15 protein-coding genes are annotated in these 18,645 nt (G+C 73.2%); 6 read left to right on the plus strand and 9 right to left on the minus strand.

Annotation, left to right across the window (positions count from 1 at the left end; translation table 11 throughout):
• Nucleotides 1–34: 34 nt before the first annotated feature.
• The 5 genes from FVE25_RS11155 to FVE25_RS11175 are packed head-to-tail and all read left to right on the plus strand — an operon-like array spanning nucleotide 35 to nucleotide 4,563.
• Nucleotides 35–1,546 carry a hypothetical protein gene (locus FVE25_RS11155; RefSeq protein ID WP_246266957.1) on the plus strand — a complete coding sequence of 504 codons (1,512 nt, stop codon included), beginning with the start codon at nucleotides 35–37 and terminating at the stop codon, nucleotides 1,544–1,546.
• A 35-nt stretch (nucleotides 1,547–1,581) separates the two neighbouring features.
• The gene (locus tag FVE25_RS11160; RefSeq protein WP_181019531.1) at nucleotides 1,582–2,340 is read left to right on the plus strand and encodes a thioesterase family protein; all 759 of its coding nucleotides are present in this window, start codon (nucleotides 1,582–1,584) and stop codon (nucleotides 2,338–2,340) included.
• An 11-nt stretch (nucleotides 2,341–2,351) separates the two neighbouring features.
• A complete protein-coding gene (locus FVE25_RS11165) occupies nucleotides 2,352–3,107 on the plus strand; it encodes a LamB/YcsF family protein (protein ID WP_157246328.1) in 756 nt (251 codons plus the stop codon).
• Complete coding sequence (locus tag FVE25_RS11170) at nucleotides 3,104–3,718, plus strand: 5-oxoprolinase subunit B family protein (protein WP_157246329.1); 615 nt, start codon at nucleotides 3,104–3,106, stop codon at nucleotides 3,716–3,718. The genes FVE25_RS11165 and FVE25_RS11170 overlap by 4 nt, the downstream gene beginning before the upstream one ends.
• Nucleotides 3,715–4,563, plus strand: a complete 849-nt coding sequence (locus FVE25_RS11175; protein ID WP_157246330.1) for a 5-oxoprolinase subunit C family protein — start codon at nucleotides 3,715–3,717, stop codon at nucleotides 4,561–4,563. Before FVE25_RS11170 ends, FVE25_RS11175 begins: the two co-directional genes overlap by 4 nt.
• A gap of 3 nt (nucleotides 4,564–4,566) precedes the next feature.
• Here the strand turns inward: FVE25_RS11175 and FVE25_RS11180 are convergent, their stop codons facing one another.
• The 9 genes from FVE25_RS11180 to FVE25_RS11220 form a co-directional block, all read right to left on the minus strand.
• Entirely contained in the window at nucleotides 4,567–5,394 is an 828-nt protein-coding gene (locus tag FVE25_RS11180; protein ID WP_157246331.1) for a PhzF family phenazine biosynthesis protein, read from the minus strand.
• Entirely contained in the window at nucleotides 5,391–6,485 is a 1,095-nt protein-coding gene (locus FVE25_RS11185; RefSeq protein ID WP_246266909.1) for a winged helix DNA-binding domain-containing protein, read from the minus strand. Before FVE25_RS11185 ends, FVE25_RS11180 begins: the two co-directional genes overlap by 4 nt.
• Nucleotides 6,486–6,512: 27 nt before the next feature.
• Nucleotides 6,513–8,216 (minus strand): ABC transporter family substrate-binding protein, encoded by a 1,704-nt coding sequence (locus FVE25_RS11190; RefSeq protein ID WP_246266910.1) that lies wholly within the window; start codon nucleotides 8,214–8,216, stop codon nucleotides 6,513–6,515.
• A 21-nt stretch (nucleotides 8,217–8,237) separates the two neighbouring features.
• Nucleotides 8,238–10,268 (minus strand): dipeptide ABC transporter ATP-binding protein, encoded by a 2,031-nt coding sequence (locus FVE25_RS11195; RefSeq protein WP_157246332.1) that lies wholly within the window; start codon nucleotides 10,266–10,268, stop codon nucleotides 8,238–8,240.
• Nucleotides 10,265–11,170 (minus strand): ABC transporter permease, encoded by a 906-nt coding sequence (locus FVE25_RS11200; protein WP_157246333.1) that lies wholly within the window; start codon nucleotides 11,168–11,170, stop codon nucleotides 10,265–10,267. The genes FVE25_RS11195 and FVE25_RS11200 overlap by 4 nt, the downstream gene beginning before the upstream one ends.
• Nucleotides 11,170–12,153: an ABC transporter permease gene (locus FVE25_RS11205; RefSeq protein WP_157246334.1), complete on the minus strand. Its 984-nt coding sequence runs from the start codon at nucleotides 12,151–12,153 to the stop codon at nucleotides 11,170–11,172. Before FVE25_RS11205 ends, FVE25_RS11200 begins: the two co-directional genes overlap by 1 nt.
• A gap of 77 nt (nucleotides 12,154–12,230) precedes the next feature.
• On the minus strand, nucleotides 12,231–14,561 hold the full coding sequence (locus FVE25_RS11210; protein WP_157246335.1) for an AAA family ATPase: 2,331 nt from the start codon (nucleotides 14,559–14,561) through the stop codon (nucleotides 12,231–12,233).
• Between the two features lie 64 nt (nucleotides 14,562–14,625).
• Nucleotides 14,626–15,195, minus strand: a complete 570-nt coding sequence (locus tag FVE25_RS11215; RefSeq protein WP_219825420.1) for an alpha/beta hydrolase family protein — start codon at nucleotides 15,193–15,195, stop codon at nucleotides 14,626–14,628.
• A 9-nt stretch (nucleotides 15,196–15,204) separates the two neighbouring features.
• Nucleotides 15,205–16,917 carry a tetratricopeptide repeat protein gene (locus tag FVE25_RS11220; protein WP_157246336.1) on the minus strand — a complete coding sequence of 571 codons (1,713 nt, stop codon included), beginning with the start codon at nucleotides 16,915–16,917 and terminating at the stop codon, nucleotides 15,205–15,207.
• Nucleotides 16,918–17,099: 182 nt separating this feature from the next.
• Between FVE25_RS11220 and FVE25_RS11225 the strand changes: the two genes are divergently transcribed.
• Nucleotides 17,100–18,629 carry an MFS transporter gene (locus FVE25_RS11225; protein ID WP_157246337.1) on the plus strand — a complete coding sequence of 510 codons (1,530 nt, stop codon included), beginning with the start codon at nucleotides 17,100–17,102 and terminating at the stop codon, nucleotides 18,627–18,629.
• The last annotated feature ends 16 nt before the right edge of the window (nucleotides 18,630–18,645 follow it).

Raw genomic sequence — 18,645 nt, forward strand, 5'->3', positions numbered from 1 at the left:
ACACCGAACCAACCCTGACGAGGTCTTCCAGGAGATGCTGCAGGCGGCGCGCGAACTTCTCGCCGTCCGCACTCCGCTCGACGCCGAACTGATGGTCTCCGACATGATCGGGGCCTGGTGGGGCAAACGCGTCAAGGGCGGCGACGTCGAGCAGGTGCTCGGCGAGGGGCTGGTCGACTACGCCGCCAAGGCCGGCACCCCCGCCTCGCTGACGCTGCTCATCTGCCTGGCCTATCTCGGCACGGCACGTCAGGGCGCCAAGGCCGAGGGCGCGGCGCTGGCCATGATGGAGGGCGGCGTGGCCCGGCCCGGCTGGGCCGAGCGGGTGGGCGCGGTCAAGCCCACCGGCTGCTACGTCTCGCGCGACGCCTACGGCGACCAGGACACCGTGATCTGCACATTCGCCTACCGCTGGGGCGAGACCGCGGCGCCGTCCGCGCTCGCCGTCGCCGGACAGGACCGGCACGCGCTGGTCATGGTGGTGGATCACAACATGTCCGGCATGGCGCGTGACGCCTGGGTCTCCTCCCACGTGGACAAACTGCTCGACCAGGCCAAGGCCGAGGCCGAGGCCAACCCGATGCTGCTGTTCGAGGAGATCGAGCCCCAGCAGGCGCGCGCCCTGCTGGAGTCGGCCATGAAGGCCACCCGCGAGCCGAAGACGCCGCCGCCGGTCAGCGACAGCTACAGCGCCTACCACGCCTTCGCGCGCTCCCGGCTCAAGGCGCTGCCGCCCGGCCGCAAGCGCCCAGCCCCGCTGCACATCGAGGCCCCCTACAGCCGCGAGCGCCGCGCCATGCTGGCCGCGGAGTTCCTGGCCTCCGACGCCGCCGAGCACCTGTCGGACCCCTCGGCCGCCTCGCGCTGCGCCGACCACATCATCGACTACGGCTGCGAGCAGGACTTCAGCCGCCCGATGCGGGTCAGCCCGGTCAAGTGCGAGACGTTCCTGCTCGACTGGCTGCCGCGCAAGGTGTTCCTGAGCCGGGCCGAGCAGGACGCCATGCCGCACGTGCTGTCGGCCTGGGTGCGCTTCGCGGCCGGCCGTACCGGACTGACCGAGCGGGGGCTGCGGGCGACGCTGGACGCGGTGTGGGAGGCCACGGCCAAGTTCCCCGAGGCGTATCGCGACCCGACCTCCTTCGGCCTGGAGCGCCCGCTGCTGGAGCGGCTGCTGCCGGACGGCGACCTGTCGGCGCTGGCCAGGCGGGTCTTCGCCTTCCCGTTCCTGCAGGGCGTGCACGGCGACCTCGATCTGGAGAAGCTGAACCCGGCCGACCAGGCCGACCGCCGTACGCTGCTGCGCTTCGACCACGTCGGCGAGATCGACGAGGAGCACCTGGCCTGGCACGAGGAGATCGCCACGCGCCTGTGGGACGGTGACCCGCCGCAGCTCTGGGAGGCCGCGCAGCGGCTGCTGGACCTCGGCCACGACCGCCACGAGGTGCTGCACGTGCTGATCGAGATCGCCGAGCGCATCGGCGGCGATCCCGAGGAGCTGGCCGCGGCCCTGGACGACATCGCCGACATCCCCGACGAGATCTGACGCCACCCGCCGTAGCAGAATCTTCTTCTATGTCGATGTATTCCAGGCTCGCTCCCGGCCGCTATCTCGCCTCTGAGCACACCCAGGGCCCCTGGGACCCGAAATTTCAGCACATGGGGCCGGTGACCGCCCTGATCGCCCACGAACTGGCCGCCGCCGCGCCCAAGGCGGGCCTGGACCTGTCCCGCCTGGCCGCCGACGTCTTCGCGCCCGTCCCGGTCGGCGAGTTGGAGATCGCCACCGAGGTGATCCGCGACGGCAAGCGCGTGCAGTGCCTGGCCGCGACGGTCCGCGCGGGCGGGCGGGAGTTCGTGCGCGCCACCGCCTGGCGCATCCGCGAGAGCGACAGCCCGCGGACCGCCGCCGCGCCGCCGCCCGCGCCCGTCCCGGACGAGCCGGACCCGCCGTCCTGGCTGTCCACCGGCTTCGGGTACGGCAGAGCCATGGACTGGCGCTTCGTCAAGGGCACCCCCATGGAGCCCGGCGCGGCCACCGCCTGGATGCGCATGCGCGTCCCCCTGGTGGAGGGCGAGCCGGTCACCCCGCTCGAACGCCTGCTGGCCACCGCCGACAGCGGCAACGGCATCAGCTACGCGCTGCCGTTCGAGACCCACCTGTTCGTCAACGTGGACCTGACCGTCTCGCTGTTCCGCAGCCCGGCCACCGAATGGATCTGCATGGACGCCGAAACCACGGTCGGCCCGTCCGGGCGCGGCCTGACCCGTTCGGTCCTTTTCGACGAGCACGGAGAGGTGGGAGGGGCAACCCAGACACTCTTCGTCGCGCCACGGTAGAAGATAGGTCCATGGTGATCGACCTCAACGCGGACCTCGGCGAAGGCTTCGGCATCTGGAAGCTCGGCGACGACCTGGCGCTGCTGGACATCGTGACCAGCGCCAACGTCGCCTGCGGCTTCCACGCCGGCGACCCCGTGACCATCAGGCGCACCTGCGCCGCCGCCGTCGACCGGGGCGTGTCCATCGGCGCGCAGGTCTCCTACCGCGACCTGGCCCACTTCGGCCGCCGGGAGATGGAGGTCGAGCCCGAGGAGCTCTGCGCCGAGGTGCTCTACCAGCTCGCCGCGGTGGACGGCATCGCCCGTTCCATGGGCGGCCGCGTCTCCTACGTCAAACCCCACGGCGCCCTCTACAACCGCATCTGCCGCGACCCCGGCCAGGCCGCCGCCGTCATCGACGCCGTGGCCGACTACGACCCGTCGCTGCCGGTGCTGACCCTGCCCGGCTCGGCCGTGCACCACGCCGCCGCCGCCGAGGGCGTGCCCACGATCACCGAGGCGTTCGCCGACCGCGCCTACACCCCGGCGGGCGCCCTGGTGTCCCGCCGCGAGCCGGGCGCCGTCATCCACGACCCGGCCGCGGTCGCCGCCCGCGCGGTCCGCATGGCCGTGGACAACCGCGTCGTGGCCGCCGACGGCAGCGAGATCGCCGTCTCGGCCCGCTCCATCTGCGTCCACGGCGACACCCCCGACGCGGTACGGCTGGCGCAGGCCGTCCGCGACCGGCTGCTGGAAGCCGGCGTCGTCCTGCAGGCGTTCGCGTGATCCTGACGGCCGGAGAGCACGGGCTGCTCGTGGAGACCGGCTCCCTGGAGATCTCCCACCGGCTGGACGCGCTGCTGCGCGCCGAGCGGCCCGCGTCCGTCGCGGAGATCGTGCCGGGCCCGGAGACCGTCCTCGTCGTGGCGCCCGGAGCCGACCAGGCCCGGCTGCGCGTACAGCTGGCCGAGCTGGCCGAGGTCGCCGCCCACGGCCCCGGCCGGGAGGCGGAGGTGGCGCGGGCCGTCGTGGTGCCCGTGGTCTACGACGGCGCCGACGTGGCCGACGTCGCTCGCGAGACCGGGCTGACGGAGGCCGAGGTGATCGCCCGGCACTGCGGGCGGGAGCTGGTCGTGGGCTGGCTGGGGTTCGCGCCCGGGTTCGCCTACCTGACCGGCCTGGATCCCGCGCTGCGCGTGTCCAGGCTGGCCACGCCGCGCACCTCGGTGCCCGCCGGCTCGGTGGCGATCGCCGGGCCGTACTCGGCGGTCTACCCCAGCGCCTCGCCCGGCGGCTGGCGGCTGCTGGGCCGTACCGGCCTGCGCGTGTGGGACGTGGGGGCCGAACCCCCGTCGTTGTTCCGGCCCGGCACCCGCGTACGGTTCGAGCCCGCATGATCGACGTGCTCAGGCCCGGTCCCTACACGACCGTCCAGGACCTCGGCCGCCCCGGCTTCGCCCATCTGGGCGTGCCCCGCTCCGGCGCCGCCGACCTGCCGAGCCTGCGCCTGGCCAACCGGCTCGTCGGCAACCCGGAGGGCGCCGCGGGGCTCGAACTCACCTTCGGCGGCGCGCACCTGGCCTTCCGCACGGGGGCCTGGGTCGCGGTGACGGGCGCCTCCTGCCCGGTCTCCGGAGCCGGTGCGGCGGGGATGGGGGCGCCGTTCTGGGTTCCGGCCGGCGCCGGACTCCGCTTCGGGACGCCCGCCACCGGGCTGCGGACCTACCTGGCCGTCCGGGGCGGCATCGCGGTCGAGCCCGTGCTCGGCAGCCGCTCCACCGACTCGCTGTCCGGGCTCGGCCCCGAGGTGCTGCGGGCCGGGACGCTCCTGCCCGTCGGCCCCGCGCACGGGCAGCCGGAGATCACGGTGGACGTGGCGCCGTCGCGGCCGGTGGGCGGCGCGGTGCTGCGGGTGGTGCCCGGCCCGCGGACGGACTGGTTCGTCCCGGGGGCGCTGCGGGAGCTGTGCGGCCGGCCGTACGAGGTGAGCCAGGACAGCAACCGCGTCGGGGTACGGCTGCGCGGCCCCAAGCTGGAACGAGCCAGGGACGGCGAGCTGCCCAGCGAGGGCATGGTCGCCGGGGCGATCCAGGTGCCGCCCAGCGGGCAGCCCATCGTCTTCCTGGCCGACCATCCGCCGACCGGCGGCTACCCGGTGATCGGCGTGGTGCGCGCCGCCGACCTGCCCGTCGCCGCCCAGCTGCGGCCGGGCGGCGACGTGCGCTTCACCCTCAGAAGCTGACTCTCAGAGGCTGACGGTGCCGCGGACGCAGGTGACGACGGAGCCGCCGACCCAGACCACCGGCCCGTCGGCGGTGATGCGCACCCGCCCGGCCCGGCCCAGCACCGTCCCCTGGGAGGCCGTGTACGGCGCGGCCGCCCGGCCGGTGCGCAGCAGCCACCCGGCCAGCGAGGCGTTCAGGCTGCCGGTCACCGGGTCCTCGACGGTGGCGCCGTTGTTGGGGAAGAACGCGCGCACCTCGAACGCCTCCGGCGAGCCCACGGGATAGGGCCCGGCCACGCCGAGGTCGAGGTCCACGAGGCCGGGGCGCAGCGCCAGCACCTCCTCGGCGCTGCCCAGCAGCACCGCCACCCAGCCCGGCCCGTTGTCGGCCCACTGGGCGTCCACGATCGCGGCGCGCTCGACGCCCAGCATCGCGGCCAGCCGCACGACCAGGTCCTCCTCCACGGGCCCATCCCTGAGCAGGGGCGGGGCGGCGAAGGCCAGCCCGTCGCCGTCGCGCCGCACCCGGACCAGGCCCGCGCCGCACTCCTGCACGATCGTGTCCCCGCCGGCCGGGCTGCCGCCCGCCTCCAGCCAGGCGTGGCAGGTGCCGAGCGTGGGGTGGCCGGCGAACGGCAGCTCGGCGGCGGGGGTGAAGATCCGCACCCGGTAGTCGGCCTCCGGGGTCGTGGGCGGCAGGACGAAGGTGGTCTCCGACAGGTTCGTCCAGTGGGCGAAGCGCTGCATCTGCTCGGTGCTCAGGCCGTCGCCGTCGAGTACGACGGCCAGGGGGTTGCCCCGGTAGGGGGTGTCGGTGAAGACGTCCACCTGGACGAAGTCCCTGGTCATGCCATCAGCTCCTTCAGCAGTTCCCGCGTCCCCGTCACCGCGTCGGCCAGCGGCCCGGCGGGGACCTCCTCGAACAACTCCACGCTCAGGTCCTTGGGCTCCCACACGCCCGCGACGCGCCCTCGATAGATCACGACCGGCGAGATCCAGCCCGCCTGCCTGCTCACCTTGGCCTTGACCGCGGGCGGGATCAGCGCGGCCTGGTCTCTGGGGGCGCCGAGGATGTACTGGTCGAAGCCGGGCAGCAGGTACACCTCCGCCGACGGCCGGGCCGCCGCCAGGTCGTCCAGGTGCTCGGTCAGCGCCAGCAGCCGCTCGCCCTCCACCTCGACCTCGGTCAGTTCCGGCGCCAGGTCGCGGAACCAGCCCTTCAGCACGGCCTTCCTGGCCACGCCGCCGAAGAGCCACTTGTCGAACGTCTCCGGCGTCGCCGGGCCGTGGGCGCCCAGGAACGCGCGGGCCAGCCGTACCCCCGCCTCCTCGAACGGCGGCAGCGCGGCCGGCCAGGACGGCAGCCAGCGGCGCGGCGCGGTGAACGTGATCTTCCCTTCGCGCGCCGGCCCGTAGCACAGCTCCCCCAACCGGCTCAGCGGCTTGAGCAGCGCGCCCCAGCCCGAGGTGAGCGCCTCGCGCAGATGGCCGTCGCCGGTCACCCGGATCACGGCGTCCACCAGCTCCTCGCGGGTCAGCGGGTCGCCGGCCAGCGCCTCCGGCACGGCGGCGACGATCGCCTCGATCTCGGCCGCGGTCACGCCGTGCCCGCGCTGCCAGACGCCCTTCTCCCAGAAGCGCAGCGTGCTCAGGGCGGCGCAGTAGTCCGGCAGCTCGTCACCGGGCAGCAGATGCAGCGTGCCGCGCATCACCCAGGTCTTCACCAGCGTGCGCTCGTCCCGCAGCGCCCGCTCCACCGCGCCGGGGTCGGCCACGGCGCTGCGCACCGCCACCGCGTGCTGCGCCGAGGAGGCCACCTGGGTCTGCACCCCGCACAGCCGCCTGGCCACCGCCACGGGATCGGCGGCTGCCGGGCCGCTCACGTACTGCCGCCGCAGGCGCCACGACAGCACCTGCGGCCACGTCATCGCAACTCTCACGCGCCCAGTTCTACACCACGCGTTTTCTTAGTCGGTGAACCCTATGTCCTGGTAGCGCAGGTCGTAGAAGCCGCGGGCGCCGGCGTTGGCCAGGTTGTCGCGGGTGGCCACGTTCTGCGGGCGCTGGTAGAGCGGCAGCACGTTGACCTCCTGCCAGATCAGCTTGTCGGCCTGGTTGGTGTCGGCGTGCGCCTGCGCCGGGTCGAGCGCGGCGCCGGCCTTCTGCATCGCGGCGTCGATCTGCGCAGAGCCGGTCCGGCCGAAGTTGGCGTTCCAGGTCTTGCCGCTGTCGGGCGAGTTCACGTAGACGCCGTAGCTGCTGGAGACCGGGAACGGCGTGCCGATGTAGGCGAACGGCGTGATGTCGAAGTTGCCGGGGATGACGTACTTGGTGAAGAAGTCGTCGCTCGGCACCGCCTGGATCGTGAGCTTGACCCCGATCTGGGCGAGCATGCTCTGGGCCAGCTCGCCCTCCGACTTGCTCAGCTGGACCCCGGTCGGCACCACGAAGCGCAGGTCGAGCGGTTTGCCGTCCTTCCGCCTGACGGCGCCGTCGAGCTTCCACCCTGCGGCGTCCAGGAGCTGCTTGGCCTTCTCCGGGTTGTAGGCGCCCAGGTCGCCGGCGTTGTCCTGGTAGCCCTCCTGGGTGTTCATGAAGAAGTGGTTGTTCAGCAGCGCGATCGGCCAGTCGAGGCCCTGCAGGTCGGACTGGGCGATGGCCTGGCGGTTGATGCCCAGCTGGATCGCCCGGCGCACGTTGACGTCCTTGAGCAACTCGCTGGAGCCGTTGAAGGTGAAGTGGCGGAAGTCGGGGCCGGCGGCCTGCCGTACCTCCGCGCCCGAGGTGGACTTGGCCCGGGCGTAGTCGGGGGCGGACGGGCCGACGTCGGTGATGTCGAGTTCGCCGTTGCCGAACGCGCCGATCAGGGAGTCCTGCTCCGAGGCGCGGTAGATGATCTGGTCGAGCTTGGCGCGCTCGCCCCACCAGGCGTCGTCTCGCACGATCGTGACGGTCTTGGCGGTCTGGTCGAACGCCTGGAACCTGAACGGCCCGGCGGTCACCGGGATCTTGTTGACCCAGCCGGTGTTGAACGCCTCGGGCGAGCTGTTGGCCGACTTCGGGAGCAGCGGGCCGAACAACGACTGCCAGTCGGCGAAGGGCCTGGAGAAGGTGACGACCACCTCGTAGTCGTCCTTGCCCCGCTTCACGCTCTCGATGTCCTGGTAGCCGGTCGGCGTGACGATGCGGTAGGCGGTGTCCTCGCCGTTGAGCGCCTTCCACTGCGCCTCGTAGTCCGCCCAGGTGATCGGGTCGCCGGTGGACCATCTGGCCTTCGGGTTGAGGGTGTAGGTGATGACCTGCTTGGGCTTGCCCTGGGTGATCCGGGCGTCGAGGAGGTAGTCGGGGTTGGGGGCGATCTCCGCCTTCTCGTTGGAGCGGAACGGCGCCGGCAGCAGGGCGTTGCTGACCACCGCGGCCATGAGGAGGTTGCCGTCCACGTGGTTGCGGTTCCACTGCGTCGGCAGCTCGTTGAGGCCCCAGCGCAGCGTGCCGCCGTCGCGGACCTGCTCACGCGGCCGCAGGTTGATGTCGAACGCCTGGACCGGCGCGTCGTCGCCGACCCGGGCCGTGCCGCTGCCGTCGCCGCCGGACGGCCCGCCGCCACCGCAGCCCGTCAGGGCCAGCGAGCCGGTCAGCACGGCCGCGAGAGCAAGTCGTGATGCCTTCATGGAATGTGACTCCTCGTGGTACTAAACGACGTCGAGCTTTTCGGCGTAGTGACAGGCCACGCCGTGGTCGTGGCCGTGCTGGCGGACGTCGGGCTCGCTCTCGGCGCAGCGGCCGCGCTCGGCGTCGGTGAGCGTCCTGAACTTGGGGCAGCGGGTACGGAAGCGGCAGCCCGAGGGCGGATCGGCGGGACTGGGCAGGTCGCCTTCGAGGAGGATGCGCCTGCGGGCGCGCTCGCGCCGGGGGTCGGGCAGCGGGATCGCCGACAGCAGCGCCTGCGTGTAGGGGTGCATGGGCGCGCCGTAGACGGACTCCACCCGGCCGATCTCGGCGATCCTGCCGAGATACATCACCGCCACCCGATCGGCGAGGTGCCGCACCACGGCCAGGTCGTGCGCCACGAACAGGTAGGACAGGCCCAGCCGCGCCTTCAGGGTCTCCAGCAGGTTGACCACCCCGGCCTGGATGGAGACGTCGAGCGCGGAGACGGGCTCGTCCAGCACCACCAGCTTCGGCTCCAGCGCCAGCGCGCGGGCGATGCCGATGCGCTGGCGCTGGCCGCCGGAGAAGTCCTGCGGGTAGCGGGCCGCGTGCGCGGCCTCCAGGCCGACCAGCCGGAGGAGCCGGAGCACCCGCGCGCCGGCGTCGCCCTGCCCGTGGGTGCGCAGCGGCTCGGCCAGGATGTCGTGCACGGTCATGCGCGGGTCGAGCGCGGCCATCGGGTCCTGGAAGACGACCTGCATGTCCCGCCGGATCGCCATCCGGTCGCCCGCGCCCATCCGCGCGGTGTCCCTGCCCAGCACCACGATCCGGCCGTCCTGCGGCCTGACCAGCTCCAGGATCTCCATGAGCGTCGTGGTCTTGCCGCAGCCCGACTCGCCGACCAGCCCCAGCGTCTCGCCCCCGCGGATGTCGAAGCTGATCCCGGCGACCGCGTGCACGGTGCCGACCCGGCGCTTGAACACCGCGCCCCGCATCAGCGGGTACTCCTTGACCAGCCCGTCCACCTGCAGCACCACCTCGCGCGCGGCCCGCCCCTCCCGCGGCGTGTCCGGGGGACGGGCGGCATGCCTGCCCGGCGGCGTGCTCCCGACGTCGGCCCAGCGGATGCAGGCCGCCTCGTGCCCCGGCCCGACCTCGGCGAGCTCCGGCTCGGCCAGCGCGCACTCCGCCACCGCCATCGGGCAGCGCGGCTCGAACGGGCACCCGGACGGCAACGCCGCCGCCGAGGGCGGACTGCCCTCGATGGGCACCAGCGGCCGCCGCCCGCCGTCGTCGAGGCGCGGGATCGAGTTGAGCAACCCCACCGTGTACGGCATGCGCATCCGGTAGTAGACGTCGTCCACGTCCCCCACCTCGACCGGCCGCCCGGCGTACATCACCAGCACCCGGTCGGCGACCCCCGCCACCACCCCGAGGTCATGCGTGATCAGCACGATGGCGGCGCCCGTCTCCCGCTGGGCCGTCTTCAGCACCTCCAGCACCTGGGCCTGGATGGTGACGTCGAGCGCGGTCGTGGGCTCGTCACAGATGATCACGTCGGGGTCGTTGGCGATGGCCATGGCGATGACCGCCCGCTGGCGCATGCCGCCGGAGAACTCGTGGGGGAACGCCAGCGCCCGCTCCCCCGCGTGCGGGATGCCGACCAGGTCGAGCAGCTCCACCGCCCGGACCATGGCCTGCTCCTTGGTGACCTTCTGGTGCACGCGCACCGCCTCGGCGATCTGGTCGCCGACCCGGAAGACGGGCGTGAGGGCCGACAGCGGGTCCTGGAAGACCATGGAGATCGTCTTGCCGCGGAAGGCGGTCAGCGTCTTCTCCGGGGCGCCGATCAGCTCCTGGCCCTTGAGCCGCACCGAGCCCGTGACCCTGGCGCTCGGGGGCAGCAGGCCCATGATCGCGGCCGAGGTGACGGACTTGCCGGAGCCGGACTCGCCCACGATGCCCAGGACCTCGCCGGGCCGTACGGTGTAGCTGACGCCGCGCACGGCGGGCACGTCGCCGAAGGAGACGGACAGGTCGCGCACCTCCAGCACCGGAGCCGGCGTGGTCATCGGGTCCCCTTCCGGGCAGACGGGTCGAACGCGTCGCGCAGCGCGTCGCCGATGAGGTTGACCGCCAGCACGGTGACCACCAGCAGGACGGCCACGAACCAGAACGTCCACGGCGCGTACAGCGCGGTCTTGGCGCCGTCGGCGATGAGCGTGCCGAACGACACGTCCGGCGGCTGGATGCCGAAGCCGAAGTACGACAGCGAGGTCTCGGTGAGGATGGCGGCGCTGACGTTGAGCGTGGCATCCACGATGAGCAGCGAGGACAGGTTGGGGATGACGTGCCGGAAGATGATCGTCACGGGGGGCACGCCCATGAAGCGGGCGGCCTGGATGTACTCGCGCTGCTTCAGCGAGATCGTCATCCCGCGCACGATCTTCGAGGTGACCATCCACAGGAACAACGCCAGCATGACCACGAACAGCACCCACTGCCCGTCGCCGAACAGCGGTGACATGATCGCCAGGATCAGGAAGGCGGGCAGCACCAGCAGCAGTTCGGTGATCCAGCTGAGCGTGCGGTCGGTCCAGCCGGAGAAGTACCCGGCGAAGGCGCCGACCACGGCGGCCAGCGCGGTGGACAGCAACGCCGCCAGCAGGCCGACGATCAGCGACTTCTGCATGCCGCGCAGCGTGACGGCGTAGACGTCGGCGCCCGTCTGCAGCGTGCCGAACCAGTGCCGCGCCGACGGCGGCTGCAGGAAGGCGGTGAAGTCCTTGTCGGTGTAGGACCACGGGCTGAGCAGCGGCCCGGCGAAGGCCAGCAGGAACATCAGCGCGAGTACGGCGAAGCCCGCCCGCCCCTGCGCGGAGGCGAAGAAGCGCCCGCTCACCATGCGCAGCCGCGACGGCGCCCGCGGGACCTCCCGCAGTTCCTCCGCGAGCTCCTCCTCCTGCAGGCTCATCAGGTGCGGACCCGGGGGTCGAGGGCGGCGTGCAGCAGGTCGGCGGCGAGCGAGGCGGCCAGGACGGCGATGGCGGCCAGGAAGGAGATCGCGGCCACGGTGTTGACGTCGTTGGTGAAGATCGAGTTGATCAGTTGTTCGCCGAGCCCGTGCCAGCCGAAGATCTTCTCGGTGAACGTGGCGCCGGTCAGCAGCGTGCCGAAGGTGAAGGCGAAGTAGGTGACCACCGGGATCAGCGCGGTGCGCAGCGCGTGCCTGACCAGCGCGCGGCGGCGGCTGAGCCCCTTGGCGACCGCCGTGCGGATGAAGTCGGCGCCGAGCACGTCGAGCATCATGTTGCGCTGGTAGCGGCTGAAGGTGGCGATCAGGCCGAGCGACAGCGAGACGGTCGGCAGGATCAGGTGCTGCAGCCGGTCGCGCAGGCCGGTCCAGAAGCCGCCCTGCAGGCCGTCGGAGTACTCGCCGCTGACCAGGAAGACCTTGACGCCGAAGACGTTGTCGTTGAGCCAGGTGCCGGCCAGGATCAGCACGGTGGCCAGGACGACCACGGGGATCGCCAGCACCAGGAACGCCATGCCGGTCGAGAGCCGGTCGAACCAGCCGTACTGCTTGACCGCCGCGTACGCCCCCGCGAACACGCCGGCCAGGCTGCCGCAGATCAGCCCGAGCAGGACCAGGCGGAAGGTCACCCCGGCCCGCCGGGCGAGGTCCTCGTTGACGGAGGCGCCGGTGACGCTCTTGCCGAAGTCGCCGTGGAGCACGCCGGCCGCCCAGGTGGCGTAGCGCTGGATGAGCGGGGTCTTGTCGTTGAGGTTGAGCGCGCTCAGCTGGGCGTCCACGACCGCGGGCGGCGGCTTGGGGGTGCGGTCGGCGTAGTTGGAGCGCGGGTCGAGCGCCGTGGCCGCCAGCATGTAGGCGAGACTCGACGCGACCGCGATGAGCACCAGATAGCTGACCAGCCTGCGCGCCAGGAACCCGGCCATCCACACCTCCCCTCCGTAGTCATAGTGCTACACCATGTAACGGACGGAGCGCAGGCGAGTGTCAAAGAGGGGTTACGTTAGCGTCCGGAAAGTTCGTCGACGGCGGCCCTGACGTCCTCGCTGGTGATAGTGGTCAGCTCGGCGGAGCTGGCGTCGCCGCCCAGCGCGGCCAGGCGCACGTCCCGCCGGAGGGCGGCGCGCTCGAACAGCGAGCGGGCGAAGCGGCCGTTGCCCAGCCCGTCGATCAGCTTCTCCCTGCACACCCAGCCGAAGACCTCGTCGAGGTCGGCCAGCGCCGCCTCGTCGAAGCGGTCGCCTGACTTGTCGGCCAGCAGGGCGGCGATCTCCGACAGCTCCCGGGGGCTGTAGCTGGGGAAGGCCACGCGCTGGTTGAAGCGGCTGGACAGGCCGGGGTTGGAGGCCAGGAAGGCGTCGGTCTCGCGCTGGTAGCCGGCCAGCACGATAACCAGCCGGTCGCGGTCGTCCTCGGCCCGCTTGAGCAGGGTCTGCACGGCCTCGGAGCCGAAGGCGTCGCCGCCGGCGTAGCCCTGGTTGATCAGGCTGTATGCCTCGTCGATGAACAGCACGCCGCCGAGCGCGCGGTCGACCAGCTCGTTGGTCTTGATCGCGGTGGCGCCGAGGTGCTGGCCGACCAGGTCGGCGCGGTGCGCCTCGACCACGTCGGGCCGGGCCAGCAGGCCCAGGGCGGCGAAGACGCGGCCGAGCACGCGGGCGACGGTGGTCTTGCCGGTGCCGGGCGGGCCGACGAAGACGAAGTGCCGCATCTGCGGCGGGGTGGGCAGGCCGCGCTCCTGGCGCATGCGCGCGACCTGGAGCTGGGCGGCGATCGCGTGCACCTGGCGCTTGACCGGCTCCAGCCCGGCCATGCGGTCGAGGTCGCCGAGCGCCTCCTCCAGCGTGGGGGTGGCCTCGTAGCCGCGGAAGCGGGCCGTCAGCTCCTCGAACGCCTTGGTGACGTCGGGGGTGATCGTGGTGACCAGGTCCTCGGTGGTGGGGGTGCCGCCGGCGCCGACCACGCGCACGTCGCGCGCCTGCGCGGCGGCCTCGACCAGGCTGCGGGCGAAGCGGGCGTTGCCCAGCTCGTCGACCAGGCCGCGGCGCTGGACGTCCTCGAACAGGCCGAGCAGCGCGGCGTGCGTCTCGGGCGCCATGCGGTCGCCGCGGCGGCGCTGCAGCAGCTCGGTGATCTCGGCCAGCTCCCCCGGCGAGTAGCTGGGGAAGCGCACCCGGGTGGCGAAGCGGCTGGCCAGGCCGGGATTGGAGGCCAGGAAGCCGGTCATCTCCTGTTCGTAGCCGGCCAGGATGATGATGAGCCGGTCGCGGTCGTCCTCGGCCCGCTTGAGCAGGGTCTGCACGGCCTCGGCGCCGAAGCGGTCGGGCTGGCCGTCGGAGGAGTTGATCAGGCTGTATGCCTCGTCGATGAACAGCACGCCGCCGAGCGCGCGGTCGACCAGCTCGTTGGTCTTGATCGCGGTCGCGCCCAGGAACTCGCCGACCAGGTCGGCCCGCTGGGCCTCGACCACCTCGGGGGTCTCCAGGAGGCCGAACGCGTAGAAGATCTTGGCGAGCGTGCGGGCCACGCTGGTCTTGCCGGTGCCGGGCGGGCCGACGAAGACGAAGTGGCGGGTCGGGCGCTCGGCGGTGTAGCCGGCCTCGGCCCGCAGCCGGGATGCCTCGATGGAGGCGGCGATCGAGCGGACCTGCTCCTTGACCGGGGACAGGCCGATCATGCTCTCCAGCTCGGCCAGCGCCTCCTCGACCGAGATCGGCTTGTGGGGGGCGCCGCGCTCCTGCTGAGGTTCCTGCCTGCCCTCGCGCACCCGGACCCGGACCTGCTCCTCGGTGCTCAGCTCCTGCCTGACCCGGCGGGCGGTGAAGAAGCGGTAGAGCAGGACCGCGGCGGCCGCGCCGTACGCGGCCCAGAGGGCGATACTCCCTGGAACTGAGTGGAGCGCGGCGGCCAGGGAGCCGGCGGGCACGAGCGCCATGAGCGCGCTCAGCCAGGGCGGCACCCAGCGGATGAGGTGGGCGGCGACGGCCACCGGCAGGGCCAGCGCCATGAGCAGCAATGGCGTGGCCGACTGCGGGAAGAGCATGGCGAAGACGGGCAGGAGCAGCAGCCAGCCGGCCACGACGAGCAGGGTGGCGGCGGCGCGCGGGAAGCGCAGCGTCAGCGCGGCGAAGGCGAGCAGCCCCGCCGTCCACAGAAACGTCTGGAACAGGTCCCATCGCAGGGCGGCGGCCACGCCGAGGGCGCCGACGAGCACGCCGACGTAGAGCACCCGCCGCACGGCCGGGGGAAGCTGGAAATACCGCAACCGCACCTGCTCGAACAGATCCCGTGCGGCGGCTCTGCCCGCCGGCCGGGCCCTGTCGGACTCCCGCATCACGCCTCCCCGGTCCGCCCCCGGTTATACCGCACCGGACCGACGATTGGGCGGACCTGACACGCTAGGTGGCGGTGACGAATGCGGCGATGTGCCATCCCAGGTCGGCTCCGGCGTCTTCCTGGAGGAAGTGGCCCGCCCCGTGGAGCACCGGGTGGTCGAGCCCGGCGGCGCCGGCCATGGTCTTCTTCAGGATGGGCGCCATGCCGCCGGTGATCGGGGCGCCGTCGGAGAAGGCGACGAGGAACGGCAGTCCGAGTGTGGTGAGGATCTGCCAGGCAGCGCGGTTGGCGGGGGCGGCCGGATCGCCGGGGGTGGCGGGCACGAGGCCGGGCATGGCGCGGGGTCCGGCTTTGTAACTTTCATCCGGGAATGGGGCGTCGTAGGCGTCACGGACGTCCTGGGGCAGCGTGCTCGCGCAGCCCGCCTGGACGAGACGGGCGATGTCCAGCACGGGCGCGCTCGTGACGGCGTCCTTGAACCGGTGCCAGACCGCGGGCATGGGAATGTCACCGGTGGGCAAGCCCGTGTTGGCGGCCACGATCCTGGCGAAACGCTCCGGGTGCCCGGCCACGATCCGCAGGCCGCCGGTCACGGCGGCGAAGCGCGCGCCGGGAGTGCGCAGCACGTCCATGCCCCGGCGTTAGCGGCGCTGGTGCCGCCCGGGGAACTCCCCGACCAGGACCTTCGTGGGCGTGACCCGCAGCGCGTCCGCGTGGGCCAGGGCGATGCCGCGCACCTCCACCCAGAACCTGCGCTGCAACGGGTCGGCGGCGAACACCGCCACCCGGGGATCGGCCTCGACCGCCGCCCACGCCTGCGTCTCGGCGATCAGCCGCAGATCGCCCGCGAGGGTGACGGAGGCGACCGCGCCCACCACCCTGGGCCCGGCCGGGTCGGTGTAGGACAGCACGACGCTCCTGGCGTACGCGAACGCCTGCCGTACCTCGGGAGACAGCGCCACGGGCGGCGCGTCGCCGAGCAGCGGCTCGCACATGATCAGGGAGGCGCGCCACGGGCCGGGCGCGCCGCGCCACCACGAGCGGGCGGCGCGCACCGCGAAGAGCAGCGCGACCGCGCCCAGCGCGCCCAGCCCCGCCCACCAGGCCCAGGCCAGGCCGAACACGCCGCCGGCCGCGCACGCGGGCGCCGCCGCCACCACCAGCAGCACCGCCGCGGACAACCAGCGGTCGGCGACGGCGCGGGCCTTGCGGCGGGCCTCGATGAGCGGGTACGGCACCGCCAGCGCGAGCACCGCGGCCCGGGGCTCGAGGACCGCGGCGGCGCCGGCCAGCGGCACCATCACCGACCAGACCCGGCCGAGAACGATCCACAGCGCGATCCCGGCGTCGCGCCGCCCCTCTCGCTCGCCGCGGGCCAGCGAGAACTCCTCCAGCGCCCGCAGCGGCCTGCCGCGCCAGATGCCGCCGAGCGCGTGCAGGAGGGCCAGGGCGGGCCAGCCGAGCAGCAGGATCCCCGTCAAGCCCGCCCAGACGGGGGCGAGGGAGGTGGTCACGACGGGCAGCACCAGCCAGGCGGCGTACGCGGCCACGGCGACCAGGGCGGAACCCGTGGAGGCGCCCAGCCAGGGGTCGCGCCCGAACATGGCGGGCACGTGCGACCACAGCCGGACCCGGCGGGCCTGGCGCACGCTGAGCACGATCACGGCGGCCAGGACGGCCACGCCGCCCGCCCGGGCCGCCGCGCCCAGGTCGTAGACGAAGGCGGCCACGATGACGGCCGCCGTGGCCAGGGCCAGGAGCAGGCGCGTCTGGCGGGACCACACCTCCAGGGCGCGCCTGGCCCGGCCGGTTTCCCGCGGGTCCACGGGCCAGGCGGGATCGTGGTGGGCGCGGGGGTGGTCCCAGCGCAGCCAGGCCAGGCCGAGGTTGACCCGGGTCTGGGGGTGGGCGATGTCACGCTCCAGGGCGGCGGCGTAGCAGGTCCTGGCCCCGCGGTGGTCGCCGCGGACCAGGGCCAGGTCGCCGAGCTGCAGGTGCGGGGTGAGCTCGTCGGGGCCGTAGGCGCGGGCCAGTTCGGCCTCGCGGACCGCGTGCTCCCAGCCGCCGGGCAGCCGCCGGAGCGCCGCCGACAGGCGCAGGCGGGCCGCCCAGGAGCCGGGCGACAGCCGTACGGCCTCGCGGGCGTGGACCAGGGACTCCTCGTCGTGGCCGAGGCGCTCCTCGGCGAGGCTGATCAGGCGGTGGGCCCATTCGGCGGCGGGGTCGAGGCCGGCGGCCCTGAGCGCGGCGTCGAGGGCGGCCTCCGGGCGGCCGTCGCGCAGCCGGGCGGCGGACAGGGCACACCATTCACGCGGGGATCGGCCGGGTTCGCCGCCTGTTTCGCCGTTCCCCACACGGCCATGATCGGGGGGTTCCCCCGACATTGATAGATCCCGACATATGCCTGTATCTCTCTAGAGAGGTACGGCACCCGCTGGATCATCCGATACCGCTATCCCCGGTACCGGACATCCCCTAAGCTGCCACGCATGCTTACGCGGGCCTGTTGCGACCGAGAGGGCCCGCTGGGGGTTTCATGACCGTCACCCAGGCCCCGCCCGCCTACAAGCGCGCCCGGCGCGTCGGAGACGACAACCGCTGGGCCGTGCTGGTGCTGCTGTGCCTGAGTCTGCTGCTGATCACCGTGGACGCCACGGTCCTGCACATCGCGGTGCCCGCGCTGACCGCCGCCCTGGAGCCCACGGCCGTCCAGCTCCTGTGGATCATCGACGTCTACTCCCTGGTCGTGGCGCCGCTGCTCGTCCTGTTCGGCACGCTCGGCGACCGCTACGGCCGCAAACGGCTCGTGCTCGGCGGCTACGCGATCTTCGGGGTGGCCTCCGCGCTGGCCGCCGCGGCCACCAGCCCCGCCATGCTCATCGCCGCCCGCGCCCTGCTCGGCGTCGGCGGCGCCATGATCATGCCGGCCACACTCTCGATCATCCGCCAGGTCTTCACCGACCGGCGCGAGCGGGCCCTCGCCCTCGGCATCTGGAGCGCCGTGGCCGCCGCGGGCGCCGCCGTCGGGCCGCTCGTCGGCGGCGTGCTCGTCGGCTGGTGGTGGGGCGCCGTCTTCCTCGTCAACGTGCCGATCCTCCTCGCGCTCCTGCCCGCCGCCGTCCGGCTGCTGCCCGGCACCCGCGAGCGGCAGGGCCGCCCCTGGGACGCGCTCAGCGCCGCCCTGTCCGTCGGCGGCATCCTGGCACTGGCCTTCGGGCTCAAGGAGGCCGGCTCGCGCGGCCTGATGCCGCTGCCGGCCGCCCTCGTGGTGTTCGCCGCCGGGGCCGGGCTGCTGGTCTGGTTCGTGCGGCGGCAGTCCGGGCTGGCCGTGCCGCTGCTGGACGTCGAGCTGTTCCGGCGCCGGGAGTTCACCACGGGCGTGGCCGGCGTGCTGCTCGGCGTCTTCTCGCTGGTGGGGCTCCAGCTCATGCTGGCCCAGTACCTCCAGCTCGTGCTCGGCGACAGCCCGCTGCAGGCAGCCGTCCGCATGCTGCCGCTGGTGCTGTCGGCCGTCACCGGCGGGCTCGCCGCCGCCCACATCCTGCCCAGGATCGGCATGCGGGCCACCATGAGCGGCGGCCTCGCGCTCGTGGCCGTCGCCCTGTCGCCCACCCTCACCTGGGGCGTCGAAGGCCACCCCGTCATGCTGGCCTTCTGCTTCGTCGGCATCGGCTTCGGCGTCCAGGTGGCGCTGCTGGCCGCCTCCGACACGATCATGTCCGCCTGCCCGGAATCCCGCGCGGGCGGGGCGGCGGCCATCGAGGAGACCGCCTACGAGCTCGGCGCCGGGCTCGGCGTGGCCGTCCTCGGCACCATCACCACCCTCGCCTACTCCCCCGCGCTGCCCGCCGTCCCCGGCGTGCCCGAGGGTGGCATGGACCAGGCCAGGCAGTCCCTGGCGGGCGCGGCCCACGTCGCCGACCAGGTCGGCGGCAGCGCCGGGCACGCGCTCCTCGGCGCCGCCCGCTGGGCCTTCGTCAACGCGCTGCACACGACCGTCGTGGTCAGCGTCGTCCTCCTCAGCCTGACCGCCCTCGCGGTGGCCATGCTGCTCCGCCGCGATTGAGGTGTGTGATGTCCCG

The sequence above is a fragment of the Nonomuraea typhae genome (genome assembly GCF_009760925.1).
Taxonomy (GTDB): Bacteria; Actinomycetota; Actinomycetes; order Streptosporangiales; family Streptosporangiaceae; genus Nonomuraea; species Nonomuraea typhae.